This is a genomic window from Corynebacterium sp. MSK035, assembly GCF_030232615.1.
GTDB lineage: Bacteria > Actinomycetota > Actinomycetes > Mycobacteriales > Mycobacteriaceae > Corynebacterium > Corynebacterium jeikeium_D.
Map to the genome: position 1 here is coordinate 111,762 of NZ_JASPJP010000007.1, position 18,141 is coordinate 129,902.

Consider the following 18,141-nt stretch of genomic DNA (forward strand, 5'->3'; position numbering starts at 1 on the left):
CATGCTATGAACCATGACTGATGCTAACGACACCCTGCCGTCGCACCGCCTTGAAGTACCTATCGAAGAGGCGGTGGCATGGCGTCGCCAACTGCACCAGAATCCGGAGCTGAGCTTCCGGGAGTACAGGACCTCGGACATGATTGAGGATCTGCTCAATCAATGGGACATCCCGACGTACCGGTTGACTCCGACGTCCGTAATTGGTGTCATCGAGGGCACAGCGGGCGACCCCAGCACTGGCCGTGTGATTGGCTACCGCGCGGATATTGACGCCCTGCCGATTCAGGAGGAAACGGGACTGCCGTATGCCTCGCGCACGCCGGGTGTGATGCACGCCTGTGGTCATGATGTGCACACGGCGATGCTGCTGGGCACGGCGAAGGTGCTCTCTGGAATGCGCGATCAGCTGCACGGCAAGGTGCTGTGCATCTTCCAGCACGCCGAAGAAATGCTGCCGGGCGGTGCTCGTGAGCTGGTCGACAAGGGTGCCGCCGATGACTTGGATGAGGTCTACGCCTTCCACGTCGCGCCGCATCCGGTGGGACATGTGGGAATCTGCGCTGGGCGAGTGACAACCATGTCGGGCATTGTCTCCATCGCGATTCGTGGCCGTGGCGGACACTCTTCGAACCCGCAGCTGTCGATTGACCCGGTGCTCATCGCCAGCGAGGTGACTCTCATGCTGAACACGATTGTCTCCCGCGATGTGGATCCGAAGCACATGAATATCGTCAACGTCGGCTCACTGCATTCAGGTGAGGCCGGCAACGTGATTCCGGATACGGCCAACCTGGAAGTGTCCATCCGCTCGGTGGATGAGGCCGACTGGGAGATTGTCTGCCAGCGTATCGAGGCCGTCGTCAACGGCGTCTGCCAAGCTCACGGCGCACAGGCGACTTTCGACTGGCAGATTCCGTACCCGATGGTGGTCAACGCCGACATTGCAGTCAATCGTGCCTGGCATGCGGCGACGAAGGCAGTTGGCAACTCCAAGGTGTTCGCCGCCGATCCGTGGGCTCCTTCGGATGACTTCTCCTATTTTTCTCGTGAAGCGCCGGGCTGTTACATGTTCCTCGGCACCGGTGGCCCGGAAGCGGGTAATCCCTTCTTTCTCCACAATTCCAAGTTTAAAATTGTGGAGAGAGCCATGGTCAATGGCATGCGCACGGAAATCCAAATCGCGCTCGACGCACTGAACCCGTCGAAGAATCATCCGCCGGAGCGACCTGCCACATCTCCGACCATGCCCGCAGCAGGTTCCGTGCCTCCACGGCCGCGGAAGGCAGGCCTTGGCACGCCACAGTCGCATGCGGGCCAGGCGCGGGCGTCGTCAAGCGAATCGGCGGGGGAGACCTCACCGAGTCCTGAGGCGGCGGCATCAGATAATTCCAATCAGCCTCAGGCACCTAGAGAGGATGCATAGGACAATGTCCACGACCCCCAACGCCCCTAATAAGACGCTCGCTGCCGCACCTGAGTGGTCGAAGTGGGCGATTGGATGGCACGTCTATCCACTGGGGTTTGTGGGAGCGCCCATCCGTGAGAAGGATCGAGGCGCCGCGCCGGTCAATCGAATTCGCAAACTGATTGACTGGCTTCCGTACGTCCAGGAGCTCGGGCTCAACGTCCTGCAGCTGGCTCCAGTATTCGAGTCGACTAGCCACGGCTACGATACCGAGGACTACTACCGCAGTGACTCGCGCCTGGGTACCGAAGAGGACATGAAGGCTGTCATCGAAGCTGCCCATGAGCGCGGCATCAAAGTGCTTTTCGACGGCGTCTTCAACCACATCGGGGCAGAGGCACCCGCGTTGAAGACCGCGAAGGAAAACCCTGACTCTGAAGAAGCACAGCTCTTTGCGTTTACTCACTCAGATGGCGACATGACCGCGCCGGTGTTTGAGGGCCATGAGAGTTTGGTCGAATTCGATCACACCAGTGACGCGACTGTTGATTTTGTCGTCAACGTGATGAATTACTGGCTGGCGCGGGGGATTGATGGCTGGCGACTGGATGCGGCCTACGCAGTGGACCCACAGTTCTGGCACAAGGTTTTGCCGCGAGTGCGTGCTGAGCACCCGCACGCCTTTATCTACGGCGAGGTCATCCACGGTGACTATGCGGAGATTGTGTCGGTGTCCGGCATGGACTCGGTGACGGAATACGAGCTGTGGAAAGCGACCTGGTCTGCGCTGAAGGAGGAAAACTTCTTCGAGCTGGACTGGACTCTGAAGCGCCATAACACCTTCGCGGAGTCTTTTGTGCCGGTGACGTTTGTGGGCAACCACGATGTTTCACGCATTGCGACGCAGGTAGGGGCCGACAAGGCCGTGCTGGCGGCGACGGTGCTGTTTACCGTGGCCGGTGTGCCGCTGGTCTACTACGGCGACGAACAGGGTTATACCGGTCTCAAAGAGGAACGCATCGGCGGTGACGACCAGATCCGTCCAGTGTTCCCGGATAGCCCGGAGGAACTCTCTGCGCTTGGCGCAGATCTCTACCGCGCTTACCAGCAGCTCGTTGCAGTGCGACGCCGCTTCCCATGGCTGCACTCCGCTCGCGTGGAGACTGATGAATTGCGCAATGGTTTTCTTCGCTACCGCGTGACCGCAACCGACGCGGCGCTCGTGGACGATGCTGCCGGAGCCTCGGGTGAGGCTGGAGCTTCCGGCGAGATGCCCTCGCTCGTTGTCGAGCTGAACCTGGAAAACGGCGCAACCAGCGCGGTGATCCGTGATGGTGACCACGTGGAATTTGAGTTTTCCTAGGCTCTCTAGGCGGCTCTAGGCTGCCCCGGAGAACCAAAACCGCCCGGACACAATGTCCAGGCGGTAATTCTTTCGTGCCCCATCGATGAGTGGGCACAAGGGGTAGTGACTGCGTTTATGTTTGCTGGCTACCCCTGTTTTCGCAGATGCAGTGATTACATCTCTGCGGTCTCAGCAGGGGTCATCTCGTCGGAGGATGCCGGAGTGGTGGCCTTCTGCTCGAAGGTCTCCGACGGGTTGGCCTGGTCGCCGACCTTCACGTCCGAGTCAACCTGATTCGGGGGAGAGCAAGCGACCAGGGCTGCTGCGGCAATGGCGGATGCGGCGATAGCGCCGGCGATGCGGTTACGCATGGATGTGGCTCCTCTGTCGGAAAAACAATAGCTACAAGGGGCTAATAAACTTTTCTCACATTATCTTAAAGCAATATCTTAGAGGATTCTTAACGGCTTGCGGGAACCAAGGGGCCAATCGCCCCCGCGCCGATGCATAGGGTTGCCCCCGGAGTCGCCTTTTCCACATCGACATGGAGAGTATTTCCGCCACCGTTGAGGTACACATAGCGCGGTCGCAGATCGTTGTTCATCTTCACGACTGTGGAACCACCGCGGGTTTGCTCTTCAGCCTCGAAAGGATTGGGGAGCGACAGGCGCACATCCATGTCCTCGGAGGCGGTGGCCGGGAACTCAAGCACCCAGTCACCGAGCTTGATGATGTTCTCCAACTTGATGTCCTCCGACGCGGTGCCGTCCTCGCCAACTGTGATGCGATGGCCACACTGCTCGACAGGGCCGTCAGTGACACGGGTGACCTCGGAGACCTTGGCGTCGATAAGCGAACCGTCTGTATTGAACATGCGCGGGTGACCGGTGACGCGCTCAAACGGCGGGCGATCGGAGACCGCATCAAACACCCGCGAGTACATGTTCATCGGAGCGGCGACGGGCACGAGAACTTCGAAGGGGACGGGCTGGTCGATGAGATTGTAGTCGATCGCCTTGTCGGGGCCAGCGGCATCGGCTTCCTCGCGCAGCGCGGACAGCGACGCCTTGGTGTTGCCGATCCACTCCATTGCGATGTCATCAGACCAGGCATTGCGGTAAGTGACCACGGAAATCGTGGAGGTGACAGCCAGCGCGATGCCCAGCGACCAAATCAGAATGTGCGTACGAGCCGGTAGCAGCGCTGGCGCCTCGTCCTTCGGTGGGAGTCCAGCCAGGGAGATCGCGACGCAGATTACGATCACGAGCGCGACATCAGAGTAGTAGTGCAAAGTGTGCGCCAGCACGCCAGAGGTGTTCTCTCCCGAGCGGAACAGGGTGATGGCGAACAAGGTGGTGAACATGTACGCCACCGATAGCGTCCACGGAGCCCAGCCACGGTAATCGCGGCCGATGAGGGTGGCAGACAGAATCAACAGGATAATGCCGCCGAGAGTAATCAGCTGAGACGAAGCGGAGGCAAACGGCTGTCCCGGAGCCCAGCGTTCCCAGCTTGTTGGACCGCCGATGATGCCGGCAAAAATCTGGCCGAGGCCGTTGAAGAACAGTTCGGGCTGTAGCTTGTCGGAAATGAAGCCGGTGGTTTCGGCGGGGCCGAAGTAGTACCACAGTGCCCAGGCGCCGGTCAGCAGCATCGATGGGATCCAGATGACGAGGCCACGGCGGAGAACCTGCAGGATATTTCTGCGCTCCATGTAAGCCAAAGTGACGACAACCAGCATGGAGATCGGTGCGATAGCCAGGGACTTCTCAAAGAATCCCAGCGCCACTGCCAGCAGCACGAACAGGCCTACGGCTTCCCACGGGCGGGGGCCGAAGGAACGACGCATAGTGGTGCGAATGGCGACAATCATGAAAACCACGAATGCTAGGTGGAACGGCTGGGAATTGGCCGCGGCCGACCACCAGGTGTCGCCCGGAAGCATCAGCGGAGTCCAGGCGACGACCGTGATGAGGAAGAGCGATACCAGCGTGCGGCCGGTGAGAAGCTCAAAGAGTTTAGCTGTGGCGTATGTCAGCACTACCGACATCACGGCCATGGTGATAGCCGGTAGCCACCAGTTCCACGGCGCGATGAGGTGATAGAGGCCTTGCACCAAGAAGGCCAGTGGTGCAAGGTGCCCGTCGTGATCCTGAAGCAGGTAGTCCTTGCTCAGCAGTGGGGTGTCGTAAAGGTGGCCAACAATGATGAAGTCATCCCAGTAAAAACCATGGCTAGTCAGCACCAGAATGCGAGCGACAAGCTGTATCGCAATAACAACTCCGATGAGAGGCCACCATTGCTTCGCAGACAGGTCAAGTCTCTCGCCCCACGTCAATGTGGGCATGTAGTATGGGCGAGAACTTTCCTGCTCAGCGGTGTTGTCAGCACCAGGGGCCTCGGCAGTTTTCACTGCGGAATCCGCGACTGTCCCCTCATCGCCCACTGTCGGCGTATGAGGGGTTTGGGCAGTTGGGGTATCTCCTGTAGATGACCGCTCGGCTTTAGTCATGGTTCCTTATGTTATCTAGGCCATCTGCTGGGCGCGGTAGGGTAGGCAAAAGTTAGTGCTTAGGGCGTGTCGACACAGGCTTCATACGCCGCTAATGAATACATCAATAATGTTTGAGCAATACCGCTCGAGTTAAAGAAAAATAGGAGCAAGTGGGATGACGCAATCGGCGAGTGCAGCGCGCGCTAACTTCTCGTGGCGCAATATTGACATCATCATTGCAGCTGTTATCGGCGTGGCCGTTGGCCTGATTTTTGTTATCTGGAACATCATCGGCGGTGCGGGCTATGAAGCAGTCAACGCGCTTACTCCTGGTCTTGGCGGTTTGGTCGCTGGTATGTGGTTCCTCGGTGGTCCGCTCGGCGCGTACATCATTCGCAAGCCGGGTGCCGCTATCTTCGTCGAGGTAATCGCAGCGACGGTTTCAGCACTGATCGGTAACCAGTGGGGTATCTCCACCCTGTACTCAGGTTTGGCGCAGGGGCTCGGCGCGGAGCTGGTGTTCCTCATTTTGGCGTATAAGAGCTACAACCTGGTCACCGTGGTTATCTCGGGTCTCATGGCAGGTGTCGGCGCGTGGACTTTTGAGCTTTTCACCGGCAACCTGGCCAAGACTTTCGAATTCAACGTCATCTACCTGATCTCCACGGCGCTGTCGGGTGCCGTCCTCGCCGGTCTGCTGGCTTACTTCCTGGCTAAGGCACTGGCGGCAACTGGAGCGCTGGATCGTTTTGCCATCGGGCGAGAGCGGCACGACGACGTCTAGGAAAATCGATGACAGATGAGGCGTTGACGCGGGGGCCGTCGTCAAGCGGAAATGTCCCTGCGGTGAGCGCGCGGGGGTTCGGATATCGGCACGCGGGGCGCAAAGCTGCGGTACTGAACGACATCACGCTGGACATCGAGCGCGGTGAAAAGGTGCTGTTGCTCGGCGCGTCGGGGATGGGGAAGTCGACGCTGCTCGCCGCTATTGCTGGCGTGCTTGGCGACGACTCCGATGGCGAAGCCACCGGAAAGCTCCTGATTGAAGGTCGTACTCCTGCTTCCGCACGGGGTTCGGTGGGCTTGGTGCTGCAAGACCCTGACTCGCAGACGATTAGTGCTCGCGTTGGCGACGATGTTGCCTTTGGTGCGGAAAACCTGGGCGTTGCCCCAGCTGAGATTGGCAACCGAGTGCGCGCCAGCCTGGATTTGGTGGGGCTGGATTTGCCGCTGGATCATCCCACGCACAGACTTTCGGGTGGGCAGAAGCAGCGCCTCGCATTGGCAGGTGTGCTGGCAATGGGCGCACGGGTCATTTGTTTGGACGAGCCGACGGCCAACATCGACCCGGCCGGTGTGCCGGTACTACGCGATGCTGCGATTACCGCGGCGGAGAGGACCGGTGCGGCACTGATTGTGGTCGAGCATCGAGTGGATGCGTGGGTCGATGTGGTCGACCGCATCATCGTGCTGGGCCGCGGAGGTGTGATTGCCGATGGTGCACCGCATCGGGTCTTGGAAGACCACGGGCAAGCTCTGACGGATGCTGGGGTGTGGATTCCGGGAGCTCCGCCTGCGCTGCCGGACGCGCGTTCAGTTGCCCGCGACCAGGACGGGCACCCTAGCGGTGACATCGCGATCGAAACCCGTGGGCTGGACATCGGCTATGGCGCGAAGAAGTCGTGGTTCCGCGGTGGCGAAAATGTTGATCCGATTGCTCGCGATGTATCCGTTTCTATTCCATCTGAAGCTTCCACCTGCATTGTTGGTCACAATGGCAGCGGGAAGTCCACGTTAGCGCTGACGCTCGGCGGCCTGCTTGAGCCGATGGCGGGCACGGTCCAAGTGGCCGGCAGCGGTAGTGCGCCGTGGAAATGGCCGTCGAAGAAGTTGGCTACTCGGATTGGCACGGTGTTCCAGGACCCCGAGCATCAATTTGTCACTGGCACAGTGCTGGAAGAGTTGCAGCTTGGCCCCAAGCTTGTCGGTGTCAACGCTGATCAGCGCATCGAGGAATTACTTGAGCGGCTGCGGCTAACGGCTCTGACCAAGGCGAATCCGTTCTCGCTGTCCGGCGGTGAGAAGCGACGTCTGTCGGTGGCGACAATGCTGGCGACAGCGCCGGATATTGTGCTTCTCGACGAACCGACGTTCGGCCAAGACCGCCGGACATTCACCGAGCTGCTCACTTTGCTTCGCCAGCTTGCTGACGACGGCCGAACTGTTATCTCGATTACCCACGATCCATTGGTGGTACAAGCGATGGGGGACTACGTCATCGACATGGATTCGTTTCATCCGGAGCGGTCAGGCCGTGCGGCGCCGGGACAGCGTGGTTCAGGGGAGCAGGCCGGTCCGAGCCGCACTAGCGGTGCGCGCGGCCAGGGCGAAGCAGGAGGGAAATCGTGACTGAAGTCGGTTCCGCCGGTACGGCTGAAGGTACGCAGAGCGCCATTTCGAGTAAGCAGCCTTTCCTCGCGACGGTCAACCCGGTGGCGAGAGTACTGGGCCTATTCTTGCTCACCACACCGCTGCTGATTTCCATCGACTGGGTCTCCGCAGTGGTTGCGCTTGTCTGCACGCTTTTCTTGGTGCCGCTGTCGGGTTTGGGTTTTCGTCGTTTTCTAGGACGCAGCCTGCCACTTCTTATCGCCGCGCCCATCTCGGGCATCTCGATGGCGCTCTACGGCAACCCGGAGGGCAAAGAGTATTTCTCCTTCCTGCTTGCGCATGTGACGGATAATTCCATTTCCCTGGCCATCGCGATCATGTTGCGTGTGCTGGCTATCGGTACTCCAGTTGTCGTGTTGACAGCCAATATCGACCCCACCGATCTGGGCAATGGGCTGGCGCAGATTCTCAAGCTGCCCAGCCGGTTTGTGCTGGCAACGGTGGCGAGTTTGCGGCTCGTCGGCCTATTCATCAGCGATTGGCAGGCGCTGACCCGAGCCCGTCGAGCACGCGGTTTGGGTGACCACGGCGCAATCCGCCGCACTATTTCTCAGGTGTTCGCTCTGCTGGTGTTCGCGCTGCGCCGCGGCACCAAACTGGCTACAGCCATGGAAGCCCGCGGCTTTGGCGCACCGATTAAGCGTACGTGGTGGCACACCTCGACATTGGCCGCGCGTGACTATGTCACCATGGCCGCCTGCCTTGCCATCGCCGTCGCAGCAATCGGTATTTCCGTGTGGGCCGGGGAGTTCCGCTTCCTGGGTGTGGCGTAGCAAAGGCGTTTCGATCACGATGATTCTGCTTATCGATGGCCGTTCCGGCAGTGGCAAAACCACCTTTTCGGCAAAGTTGCACAGTATCCTCGGTTGGCCAGTTATCCACTTGGAGGATGTATATCCGGGCTGGTCCGGTCTGCAGAAAGCATCGGCCGCAGTTGCGGAGACCATTTTGAACCCCGCTCTACCGGCCGATGAGCGCGGGTATCGCCGGTGGGACTGGTACGCCAGTGAATTCGCCGAGTGGGTCCCCACGCCACCGGACTCCTCGCTCATCGTCGAAGGCTGCGGCGCTGTCACTGAAGCTAACCTTGCCGCTGCCCGCGCCATCGGCGACGGCAACGCCTGGGGAGTCTGGGTAGAGCTGGACACACAGACTCGATTTGCCCGTGCCATGGCTCGCGACGACCACTTCGAGGAACACTGGGACATGTGGGCCGAGCAGGAATCCCAGCATATGGCGAAGCACAATCCGCAACAGCTCGTCGACTGGACCATCAACGTCCCAGAACAGTTAACGTGGAAGCTCTGATGAGAAAAACACTCGCGTGCCTCGGTGCAGGCTTCGGTTCCATGCTCCTCGTCGGCGGACTACGCGTCGCCGCTAATTCGGAGCTACGCCCACCACGCCTGCCCAATCGCAGACCTCCGCGGTGGGTTCTTCCCACAGTAGGTGCCGCGTGGACACTGGCCAGCTGCCGCGCCTACTACGCTCGCGCATCGCATCGCTTGACGACGCCCCTGCTCGCCGGCCTCGCAGTACCAGGAGCCGCAGCGATCGTTTTCGAGGCCGTTCGCCTTCGATGTGCAGCCCAAAAACCAACTCTGCCGCCACACACCGTGGTTGTACTGGGATGCGGATTGAAGAACAATCGGCCCTCGGCCCTGCTGGCCAGAAGATTACAGCGAGCAGTCTCAGCGTGTGATGAGCGTACCGAGCGAATCATCTGCTCCGGTGGGGTCGGCAGTGAAGCGGTGACAGATGCCACCTGCTCCGAAGCGGACGCCATGGTGGAGTGGTTGGAGGCGAACGCTGGGGACGTCGTAAAGCGCGGCGACATCGAGTTGATCCCCGAGGACCAATCGACGAATACGTCGGAAAACATTGACTATGCGTGCGAATTGATGCGCGGCATGGACGGTGCGTTGAGCGCTGGAACGGTTGTTGTGACCAGTGATTTTCATGCGCCACGGGTAGCGAAGCTCATGCGCGAACGGGGGCTGGAATCCTGGTGTGTCGTCGGGGCCTATACGCCGTTGAGGTACTGGGCGACATCGCTGCTGCGGGAATTCCTCGCGCAGTTTATTCTGTGGGCGCCGAGCGGCAACGCGAGAATTTTACGAATTTCGCGGGTAGAGCGAAGCGTTAGCCACTAGTATCGAACGAAGATAAATACGTCGTGCGGTGATAGTGCTGCGTAGAAATGCGTAGAGCGCGATATCGAACACGACATCGGAATCATTAAATCGGGAGGAACACCCACATGGCTTTGACCCCAGGATTCGACCTGTTCCAGCTGCCAGAGGAGCACCAGGAGCTCCGCGCCGTTATCCGTGATCTGGCGGAGAAGCAGATTGCTCCGTATGCAGCGGACGTCGATGAGAACGAGCGTTTCCCGGAGGAGGCCCTGAAGGCTCTCAACGAGGCTGGATTCAACGCCGTCCACGTGCCGGAGCAGTTCGGTGGTCAGGGTGCGGACTCGGTTGCGGCCTGCATTGTCATTGAGGAAGTTGCTCGTGTCTGTGGCTCGGCTTCTCTTATCCCGGCTGTGAACAAGCTGGGCACCATGGGCTTGATCCTCAAGGGCTCCGACGAGCTGAAGAGCAAGGTCCTGCCGGACATCGCCAACGGTGAAATGGCTTCCTACGCACTGACTGAGCGTGAGGCCGGTTCGGATGCCGGTTCCATGAAGACCCGCGCGGTCCGTGAGGGCGATGAGTGGGTCCTCAACGGCTCCAAGTGCTTCATCACTAACGGTGGCCGCTCCACCTGGTACACCGTCATGGCTGTTACCGACCCGGAGAAGGGTGCCAACGGCATCTCTGCATTCATGGTCCACAAGGACGACGAGGGCTTCCGCGTCGGTGGCCTGGAGCACAAGCTGGGTATCAAGGGTTCCCCGACTGCGGAGCTGTACTTCGAAAACTGCCGTATCCCGGCTGACCGCATCATCGGCGAAGAGGGCACCGGTTTCAAGACTGCCCTGGAGACCCTGGACCACACCCGCCCGACTATTGGTGCACAGGCACTGGGCATCGCGCAGGGTGCATACGACTACGCTGTTGGTTACGTGCAGGAGCGCCAGCAGTTCGGCAAGCCGATTGCTGCTTTCCAGAACACCCAGTTCATGCTGGCTGACATGCGTATGAAGATTGACGCTGCTCGTCTCATGGTCTACACCGCAGCCGCTAACGCTGAGCGTGGCACCGCTGAGGGCGGCGCTCGCCTGGGTCTGATGGCCGCAAACGCCAAGACCTTCGCCTCTGACGTTGCTATGCAGGTCACCACCGATGCCGTGCAGCTGCTCGGCGGTTACGGCTTCACCCGTGACTTCCCGGTTGAGCGCATGATGCGTGACGCCAAGATCACCCAGATCTACGAGGGCACCAACCAGATTTGCCGCATGGTCGCAGGTCGCCAGATTCTCGCAGACGCACAGAAGCGCTAATCACCAGCGTAAACGCTAAGCCCTCGCTACCAAGGCGGGGGCTTTTTCATGCCACCGCATCACTCAGGATTTGTCGCTTAACCCCAATGCGAGTTACTGACTGCATTTATGACCAGCGGCGGTGGGGCGATGCGAGTTACTGACTGCGTTTATGACAGAAATGGCCCGAAAAACGGCTTCAAAGTGTCATAAACTCATACAGTTTCACATTTGCAGCCCGTAAGTTTTTGGGTTAAGTAGCAAGAAGCATGTCCGGTCGGCGTGCGCCGGGGCCTACTTTTTCGCTTAACCCCCGGTTTTTCGGCCGTCCGGCACTCCAGCCCCGCACGAGTCCGGCACTACACCATCCACCAGCTCGCCAGCAGCCGCACACATCAGCCTCGCTAATCACACCCTCATTTCGCCAACCAAGCACAGGCAGCTACAACGATTGCCTCTGCTCCCCGGTCAAGAGTGGGTTGGAGGTCAGGGGCGAAAGCTGGGTTGTGGTTGCCAACGGCGCTGCTCTCATCCGCGAAACCGCCGAGCCCCCAGTACGTATATGGCACTCCAAGCGCATCGGGGATGATTGAGAAATCTTCAGAGGCGGCCACTGCGTCCAAGTCGGAGACTTCTTCACCGAAGTACGCGTCGAATGCCTCACGCACAGTATTCGTGGCATCCCCGTCATTATTCGTGAGGGGATAGCGGTCGTAGTAAGTGAACTCCGGGTCTTGAGGGCAGCGGGCAGCAACACATTCTGCTCGTACAATGCGCTCGATTGCCTCTTTGAGGTGTTCGGTCACGGCGCTGTTGTAGGCACGAGTGTTGATGAGCAGCTCTGCGGAGTCAGGGATGATGTTGGACTTAGTTCCCGCCTGAATCGCGCCAACGGTCACCACTGCGGTCTCGGTGGCCGCTACCTCACGCGAGACAATGGTCTGAAGGCGCATCACAATGGTGGAAGCCAAGACAACGGGATCGACACTGAGCTCCGGCATGGATCCATGGGAGCCATTACCGTGCACAGTGACCTTGACCGAGAATGCAGAGGAGAGAACAGGCCCGCGGCGAGTTCCCACATAACCGCCGGGCAAGCTAGCTAGTACGTGTTGACCGAGATAAACATCGGGACGCGGAATAGCCTTCTCCAAATCTGCCGCCAGCATTGCGCGTGCACCTTCGGCGGTTTCTTCAGCGGGTTGGAAGATACCGATGAATGTGCCAGACCACTGATCAAGGTTTTCGTTGAAAGCCTGCAGCGCTGTGAGCAAAGACATCAGGTGGAAGTCGTGCCCACAAGCGTGGGCGACGGGGACCTCTGTGCCGGTCTTTTCATCAATCTGCGTTGCCGTGGAGGCGTAGTCTTTGCCGGAAGTCTCCTTCACCGGTAGCGCATCAATGTCTGCGCGCATAGCTACAATCGGCCCGGCACCGTTCTCAATAATGGCAACGATGCCGGTGTCTCCGACGCGATTTGTGGAAATACCTGAAGATTCGAGCTCCTGAATAATCCGGTCTGCAGTGCTGTGCTCCTGCATGGAAAGCTCAGGGTGCCGGTGGAAATATTTGTACAGTTCCTCGCGCTGGGATTGGGTGGACGCGAGACCATTCAGAATCTTTCTGGCGCTCTCAGTATTAGTGGGCATACCTAAAATGTACGCCGACCTAAAGCGGACGGTGGAGGCCCTGGAAGGCATCCCCGTCCCGCCCCAAACCTCTAAGAGCTGCCTACGTCGTCACAAAGAACTTCTGGTTACGCTCGCCGCGGTAGGACTGGGCGGTTGCAGTTGCGGCGATGATAGAGGCAACAATCAGCAGGCCAGCTGTAATCAAACCGAGGGCCGACGAGTCTCCGGAGCGTACCTGGGAAATCGTTCCGACCAGCGTCATTGATGCATTAATGACAAAAACTGCCGCCGCCACGGACAGCACCGTGCGCGCTGCAGTCGATCCTTCAAGGAGTTTGCCAGCAAGCCACCAGCACGCAATCGCCGTTGCCGTCTGCGCGAGAATCGCAAACGCGAAGCTCACGGCCAAGCTGGTCTGTGCAGCAGAAACCTCGATGTTGTTGGCTTTTGTCGCTTCCGTAACAGTCGCATCCCATTTCAATAGGGAACTGACCACGGTGAGGATTAGCGCTGGGACGTAAACATATACCGCCAGCCGCCACCACCGAAAGGACTGCGCCGCATGGAAAGGAACGTCTTTAGCCGAATTGACTGTCATAACTCCACACTCTAAACCACGCTATCGCGGCGCGAAACGTCACTGCTAGGTTGCACTTATCGCTTGCCGACGAGCAGATAACCGGCAACCACTACAAAAGCTAACTTCTATACAGCGCTGGTGCGGTGCGGGTCGGTGAAGTCGACACCTTGGGTTTCCCACACGCGACGCAGTTCGTCAACGCCCTTAGCCCGAGCAAGGGCAAATTCGTTGGTCGTGGCCGGGACCGGCTGGAAGATTGTGACTTCGGTTTCCTCCACCGCGACCGGCGGGATTTCTGCCTTGAGCAGCACAAAACCGGTGAAGCGCGACTGATCCCACAGTGGCTGGCCGAAGTCAATAAGTGCCCCCTCGGTCAGGACGAGGCCTTCGATGCTTGGGGAAGCGGCAAGAATACCCAGCGGGCGGATGACTTCGTCCAGTCCACCACGAATAGGCAAGATGAGTTCGGCACGCGGGCCAGAGTTGGTGTCCACCACCATTGCGGACGGATCTTGCATCGCCTCGGCACTGCAACCCAGTGTTGCATAGGTGACAATCCGGTCTGTGTCAGGTCCGAAGCGCAGCATCTTCAGTGGCGCAGAGCCAAGGAAGGTCAGCTGGGCTTCGCCGGGGTTGGACTCTTCAAAGTAGGAGGTAAATGCTGCTCGGACTGCTTTGATAATCGCATTTCTATCAGGGCCGGCGGGAGGAATGGGGCCGGTTAAGTTATCGAACACGGGCGGTACTCCTTGTTGAGGTGGTCGTTCTAGGCTGCGGGCGAAAGCTCAACAGCATCAGCCCACGTCGCATCGAGGTTCAAAGTCTGCATCCACGCATCAATGTTGTCACCGTGTGCAGCGATTGCGGCGCGTGCAGTCAGCGTGGTCTCGATAGCGAATTCGGTGAGTTCATCGCTAATCAGCCCTTGAGTGTGGGCCGCGACGAGCTCGTCGACATCTTCAACTCGAATCTGTGTGGCCGCATCGACGGGTAGGGGAGCTATGGCCTCAGGGTCGGTCGGTGCCTGCAGGATGTCGAGATACAAATCGGTCATACGCCAGCACTGCGGATCAGTGCGGTCGATGCTGACAATATCGACGTAGCGTTGGTGTTCCACCTTCACGCCCGGGCGGAAGTGATAAATGCTGATGCGCAACCCTTCGTCGGCAAGCAGGAATGACTCTAGATATCCAAACTTTGGATGATCCATCCCACGGCGCATATAAAGGCGGCTGGGTGTGAGAGTTCGGAACTCATCGACATTGCGCTGAAAGCCCTTGGGGTCGGTGTTGACCATTTCACGTAGGTCAAAGGTCTCGACTTTCGGAGGATGTGTGTCCTGACTCGAGCGAATTGGGGAGAGTGCAGGAGCTGCCGCGGTCGAAGCCGAAGTGGCCGGTGAAGTGGACATGCGAATACCTTAACGTGTGGGGGCTGCCTTTTTGGGCATAGAAAAGCCCTTTCTGCATACGTGATGCAAAAAGGGCTAGAGGGAGAACTAGAAAAACTTAGTTCAGTCCGACCGGGAAGACGCCGGCGGTCGGGGTGTAGTTGCAGTTGGTCGCGCCAGACTCTTCCTGAGTGGTGATACCGCCCTGCATGACAGCGATGACCACGCCCTTGCCCGTGTCAGCGGTGCCGTTGACAGCGCCCGGGCCCTTCTCGGCGTTGATGCCGTTGTTCTCCAGGGTGGTCTTGCCGTACTTGCCGTTAGCAACGTTGACCCAGTAGACATTCATCTCTGTGTCCTGCTGCTTAGCCAGCTGCTTGGTGCCCAGGCCAGTGAAAATGAAGCCAAGCTGGTTTTCTGGAACACCTGGCAGAGGCAGGTCTGCCGGGCCCGGAACGGTAGTGGCCAGGCCGAAGGAACGACCTTCGCCGCCGATGCACTTGTCGGCAACAGTAGGCAGCAGGAACTGGTTGGTCTTCGGGGCACCTTCCGGAACCTTGAAGCCCGGCTCGCCCTCGCCCTCACCAGTCAGGAAGTCAATTCCCTTGTTCAGTGCGCTGGAAATTTCCTCAGGAACGCCTGGGGAGTTAATGATGTCGCGCGCGTTGCCGTAGAGATTCGGCGAAGCGATGTTCAGGGAGTCCAGCGACGGGGAAGCAGAAGCGGCGGGAGTCATGCCCGCAGTGAGAATTGCAGCTGCACCCAAGGTCGCTGCGGCACGGCGCAGGAAGGAGCGTCCAGTCGAAACCACGGTGAAGAACCTCTCATTCGTGGGCTATTGGAGTCGGAATCAAATTTTCGGAATCGTTGCTCATCTTAGAACGACTCCAACGTGAATTGGAAAGATTTGAAAAAGAAATGTTCAGAATCTTCTCAGGAGATTAACGCACGGATTCCCGCGTGTCGCAAGTTAATTAGAGTGATTTTTGGTGTAGGACGAGACGATTGTGAAAATTGGGACTTCATGTATGCGCGTGGGGTTAATGGTGTTTCGCAGCGTGTAAGTGGGTGAAGTCAAGTCTCATCCCGTGGGGTTACAACTATGGCATTTGGTCACATGTGTCACATGGCGGGCTGAGAGATTGCCGTCGTGAAGCGTTGTGGCGTTGGCGGATGTGCCATTATGGCTGTCGATAAAGCGGGGGTATAGCAAGGGGGTAATTTGTGCCGAAGGGTGGTGCGGCAATGCCACTTTGTATGACGGATAGGTGCTCGGGGTTGTGAGAATCTCTGCCAGATGTGCAGGGCCATTAAGAAGGAGTACACTGTAGAACGCTTTATTACGCGTTGATGCGGGGCGTTAAAGGCAGTCGTAAAGACAGTTCTTTAGAGCAAGGCCGTATCTTTTTTCTTTTAGTCCTCTTAGCTTGTTAGGAGCTATCCGCCTGTGAGCGATACCGAGTTCCGTAATGTCGCCATTGTCGCACACGTCGACCATGGCAAGACCACTCTCGTGAACGCCATGCTGGAGCAGTCCGGCGTTTTCAGCGACCACGAAGAAGTTGCAGACCGAGTGATGGACTCTGGTGACCTTGAAAAGGAAAAGGGCATCACCATCTTGGCGAAGAACACCGCTATTCGCCGAAAAGGTGAGGGCAAGAACGGCGAAGACCTCATCATCAACGTCATTGACACCCCTGGTCACGCCGACTTTGGTGGCGAGGTGGAGCGCGCACTGTCCATGGTTGACGGCGTCGTGCTGTTGATCGACTCCTCTGAAGGTCCGCTGCCGCAGACCCGCTTCGTCCTGGGCAAGGCGCTTGCTGCCTGCATGCCGGTGATCATTGTGGTCAATAAGACTGACCGCCCAGATGCACGTATCGACGAGGTTGTCGAGGAAGCACAGGATCTGCTGCTCGAGCTAGCCTCCACCCTGGAAGACCCGGAAGCTGCAGAGGTCGCTGAGCGCAACCTTGAGCTGCCGGTTCTCTATGCCTCTGGTCGTGCCGGTAAGGCTTCGACCGAGAACCCGGGTAACGGCAACCTGCCGGAGTCCGAGAACCTGCAGCCGCTGTTCGACGTCATCACCGAGGTGCTCCCGGAGCCGTCCGCTGAGATCGATGCCCCGCTGCAGGCGCAGGTGACCAACCTGGACTCCAGCTCCTTCCTTGGTCGAATTGGTCTGATTCGTATCCACAAGGGCCGTATCCGCAAGGGACAGCAGATTTCGTGGATTCACTACGATTCCGAGGGCAATGAGCATGTCAAGAATGCGAAGGTCGCGGAGCTGCTGCGTACCGTCGGCGTGACCCGCGTACCTGCTGAAGAGGCCATTGCTGGTGACATCGCCGCTATCTCCGGTATCGACGAGGTCATGATCGGTGACTCTCTCTGTGATGCCGAGCATCCGGACCCGCTGCCGCGCATCCTGGTCGATGAGCCGGCTATTTCTATGACGATCGGCGTGAACACCTCGCCACTGGCAGGCCAGGGTGGTGGCGATAAGCTGACCGCTCGTATGGTCAAGGCCCGCCTGGACCAGGAGTTGATTGGTAACGTCTCGCTGCGCGTGCTGCCGACCGAGCGCCCGGATGCCTGGGAGGTGCAGGGCCGTGGTGAAATGGCGCTGTCCGTTCTGGTTGAAACTATGCGTCGTGAGGGCTTTGAGCTGACCGTCGGTAAGCCGCAGGTTGTTACCAAGACCGTCGACGGCAAGGTTCAGGAGCCGTACGAGCACCTGACCATTGATGTTCCTGAAGAGCACCTGGGTGCTGTCACTCAGCTGATGGCGGCTCGTAAGGGGCGCATGGAGCAGATGGGTAACCAGGGCACCGGTTGGGTGCGCATGGAGTTCCTCATTCCGTCCCGCGGTCTGATTGGCTTCCGCACTACTTTCATGACGGAGACCAAGGGCACCGGTATCGCCAATCACTACTCGGCCGGTTACGGCGAGTGGGCTGGTGAGATTAAGGACCGTCCGACAGGATCGTTGGTGGCTGACCGTACCGGCCAGATCACCGCTTACGCACTGATTCAGCTTTCTGACCGCGGCACCTTCTTCGTCGAGCCGGGTGACCAGGCTTACGAGGGCATGGTCGTTGGCCAGAATCCGCGTGATGAGGACATGGACATCAACATCACCAAGGAAAAGAAGCTGACCAATATGCGCGCAGCCTCGGCTGATGCGACCGTGACTCTGGAGAAGGCGCACAAGCTTTCCCTCGATGAGGCTATGGAGTTCTGTGGTGCTGACGAGTGCGTTGAGGTCACCCCGGAGGGCATTCGCGTACGCAAGCAGATCCTCAGCGCCACCGATCGCGCTCGCGCTCGTTCCCGCGCGAAGGCCATGAATAAGAAGTAATTCGGGTTGCTAGGGGACTGGGCCACCTGAAAACCAGTCTCGGGGTAACTGACTCGG

16 protein-coding genes are annotated in these 18,141 nt (G+C 58.9%); 9 read left to right on the plus strand and 7 right to left on the minus strand.

Annotation, left to right across the window (positions count from 1 at the left end):
* Positions 1-13: 13 nt before the first annotated feature.
* Both QP978_RS06235 and QP978_RS06240 read left to right on the plus strand, forming a co-directional pair.
* On the plus strand, positions 14-1,426 hold the full coding sequence (locus QP978_RS06235; protein ID WP_048732929.1) for a M20 metallopeptidase family protein: 1,413 nt from the start codon (positions 14-16) through the stop codon (positions 1,424-1,426).
* Positions 1,427-1,430: 4 nt separating this feature from the next.
* Positions 1,431-2,771, plus strand: a complete 1,341-nt coding sequence (locus QP978_RS06240; RefSeq protein WP_284856974.1) for an alpha-amylase family protein — start codon at positions 1,431-1,433, stop codon at positions 2,769-2,771.
* A gap of 155 nt (positions 2,772-2,926) precedes the next feature.
* Here the strand turns inward: QP978_RS06240 and QP978_RS06245 are convergent, their stop codons facing one another.
* Together QP978_RS06245 and QP978_RS06250 are read right to left on the minus strand one after the other, a co-directional pair.
* Positions 2,927-3,124, minus strand: a complete 198-nt coding sequence (locus QP978_RS06245; RefSeq protein ID WP_049172707.1) for a hypothetical protein — start codon at positions 3,122-3,124, stop codon at positions 2,927-2,929.
* Between the two features lie 89 nt (positions 3,125-3,213).
* Positions 3,214-5,265: a DUF2339 domain-containing protein gene (locus QP978_RS06250; protein ID WP_284856975.1), complete on the minus strand. Its 2,052-nt coding sequence runs from the start codon at positions 5,263-5,265 to the stop codon at positions 3,214-3,216.
* Positions 5,266-5,422: 157 nt separating this feature from the next.
* On the opposite strand from QP978_RS06250, the gene QP978_RS06255 reads away from it, so the two are divergent.
* The 6 genes from QP978_RS06255 to QP978_RS06280 all read left to right on the plus strand — a co-directional run bounded on the left by QP978_RS06255 (position 5,423) and on the right by QP978_RS06280 (position 11,143).
* The gene (locus QP978_RS06255) at positions 5,423-6,031 is read left to right on the plus strand and encodes an ECF transporter S component (RefSeq protein WP_048732921.1); all 609 of its coding nucleotides are present in this window, start codon (positions 5,423-5,425) and stop codon (positions 6,029-6,031) included.
* A gap of 8 nt (positions 6,032-6,039) precedes the next feature.
* Positions 6,040-7,656, plus strand: a complete 1,617-nt coding sequence (locus QP978_RS06260; RefSeq protein ID WP_049193648.1) for an ABC transporter ATP-binding protein — start codon at positions 6,040-6,042, stop codon at positions 7,654-7,656.
* 44 nt (positions 7,657-7,700) lie between these two features.
* Positions 7,701-8,471, plus strand: coding sequence for an energy-coupling factor transporter transmembrane component T family protein (locus QP978_RS06265; RefSeq protein WP_049172749.1), 771 nt, complete (start codon positions 7,701-7,703; stop codon positions 8,469-8,471).
* Positions 8,472-8,490: 19 nt separating this feature from the next.
* Complete coding sequence (locus tag QP978_RS06270) at positions 8,491-9,006, plus strand: nucleoside/nucleotide kinase family protein (RefSeq protein WP_049193649.1); 516 nt, start codon at positions 8,491-8,493, stop codon at positions 9,004-9,006.
* A complete protein-coding gene (locus tag QP978_RS06275; protein WP_284856976.1) occupies positions 9,006-9,851 on the plus strand; it encodes a YdcF family protein in 846 nt (281 codons plus the stop codon). The genes QP978_RS06270 and QP978_RS06275 overlap by 1 nt, the downstream gene beginning before the upstream one ends.
* A gap of 107 nt (positions 9,852-9,958) precedes the next feature.
* Complete coding sequence (locus QP978_RS06280; RefSeq protein WP_016422383.1) at positions 9,959-11,143, plus strand: acyl-CoA dehydrogenase family protein; 1,185 nt, start codon at positions 9,959-9,961, stop codon at positions 11,141-11,143.
* 395 nt (positions 11,144-11,538) lie between these two features.
* Here QP978_RS06280 and QP978_RS06285 read toward each other — a convergent pair whose 3' ends face one another.
* From QP978_RS06285 to QP978_RS06305, 5 genes are all read right to left on the minus strand, one after another.
* Positions 11,539-12,771, minus strand: a complete 1,233-nt coding sequence (locus tag QP978_RS06285; protein WP_284856977.1) for an amidohydrolase — start codon at positions 12,769-12,771, stop codon at positions 11,539-11,541.
* An 82-nt stretch (positions 12,772-12,853) separates the two neighbouring features.
* A complete protein-coding gene (locus QP978_RS06290; protein WP_049172715.1) occupies positions 12,854-13,351 on the minus strand; it encodes a hypothetical protein in 498 nt (165 codons plus the stop codon).
* Between the two features lie 107 nt (positions 13,352-13,458).
* A complete protein-coding gene (locus tag QP978_RS06295) occupies positions 13,459-14,070 on the minus strand; it encodes a suppressor of fused domain protein (RefSeq protein WP_149420933.1) in 612 nt (203 codons plus the stop codon).
* Positions 14,071-14,099: 29 nt separating this feature from the next.
* Positions 14,100-14,744, minus strand: coding sequence for a ribonuclease FAU-1 family protein (locus tag QP978_RS06300; RefSeq protein WP_149420932.1), 645 nt, complete (start codon positions 14,742-14,744; stop codon positions 14,100-14,102).
* 97 nt (positions 14,745-14,841) lie between these two features.
* Positions 14,842-15,534, minus strand: a complete 693-nt coding sequence (locus QP978_RS06305; protein ID WP_284856978.1) for an Rv1157c family protein — start codon at positions 15,532-15,534, stop codon at positions 14,842-14,844.
* A gap of 636 nt (positions 15,535-16,170) precedes the next feature.
* On the opposite strand from QP978_RS06305, the gene typA reads away from it, so the two are divergent.
* Positions 16,171-18,084 (plus strand): translational GTPase TypA, encoded by a 1,914-nt coding sequence (gene typA / locus QP978_RS06310; protein WP_016422389.1) that lies wholly within the window; start codon positions 16,171-16,173, stop codon positions 18,082-18,084.
* The last annotated feature ends 57 nt before the right edge of the window (positions 18,085-18,141 follow it).

Excerpts from the sequence above, each read along its gene's own strand:
- QP978_RS06280 (WP_016422383.1), top strand. The coding sequence starts at position 9,959 with ATGGCTTTGACCCCAGGATTCGACCTGTTCCAGCTGCCAGAGGAGCAC.
- QP978_RS06235 (WP_048732929.1), top strand. The coding sequence starts at position 14 with ATGACTGATGCTAACGACACCCTGCCGTCGCACCGCCTTGAAGTACCT.
- QP978_RS06275 (WP_284856976.1), top strand. The coding sequence starts at position 9,006 with ATGAGAAAAACACTCGCGTGCCTCGGTGCAGGCTTCGGTTCCATGCTC.
- QP978_RS06260 (WP_049193648.1), top strand. The coding sequence starts at position 6,040 with ATGACAGATGAGGCGTTGACGCGGGGGCCGTCGTCAAGCGGAAATGTC.
- QP978_RS06300 (WP_149420932.1), bottom strand. The coding sequence starts at position 14,744 with ATGTCCACTTCACCGGCCACTTCGGCTTCGACCGCGGCAGCTCCTGCA.
- QP978_RS06245 (WP_049172707.1), bottom strand. The coding sequence starts at position 3,124 with ATGCGTAACCGCATCGCCGGCGCTATCGCCGCATCCGCCATTGCCGCA.
- QP978_RS06250 (WP_284856975.1), bottom strand. The coding sequence starts at position 5,265 with ATGACTAAAGCCGAGCGGTCATCTACAGGAGATACCCCAACTGCCCAA.
- QP978_RS06270 (WP_049193649.1), top strand. The coding sequence starts at position 8,491 with ATGATTCTGCTTATCGATGGCCGTTCCGGCAGTGGCAAAACCACCTTT.
- QP978_RS06290 (WP_049172715.1), bottom strand. The coding sequence starts at position 13,351 with ATGACAGTCAATTCGGCTAAAGACGTTCCTTTCCATGCGGCGCAGTCC.
- QP978_RS06285 (WP_284856977.1), bottom strand. The coding sequence starts at position 12,771 with ATGCCCACTAATACTGAGAGCGCCAGAAAGATTCTGAATGGTCTCGCG.
- QP978_RS06255 (WP_048732921.1), top strand. The coding sequence starts at position 5,423 with ATGACGCAATCGGCGAGTGCAGCGCGCGCTAACTTCTCGTGGCGCAAT.
- QP978_RS06240 (WP_284856974.1), top strand. The coding sequence starts at position 1,431 with ATGTCCACGACCCCCAACGCCCCTAATAAGACGCTCGCTGCCGCACCT.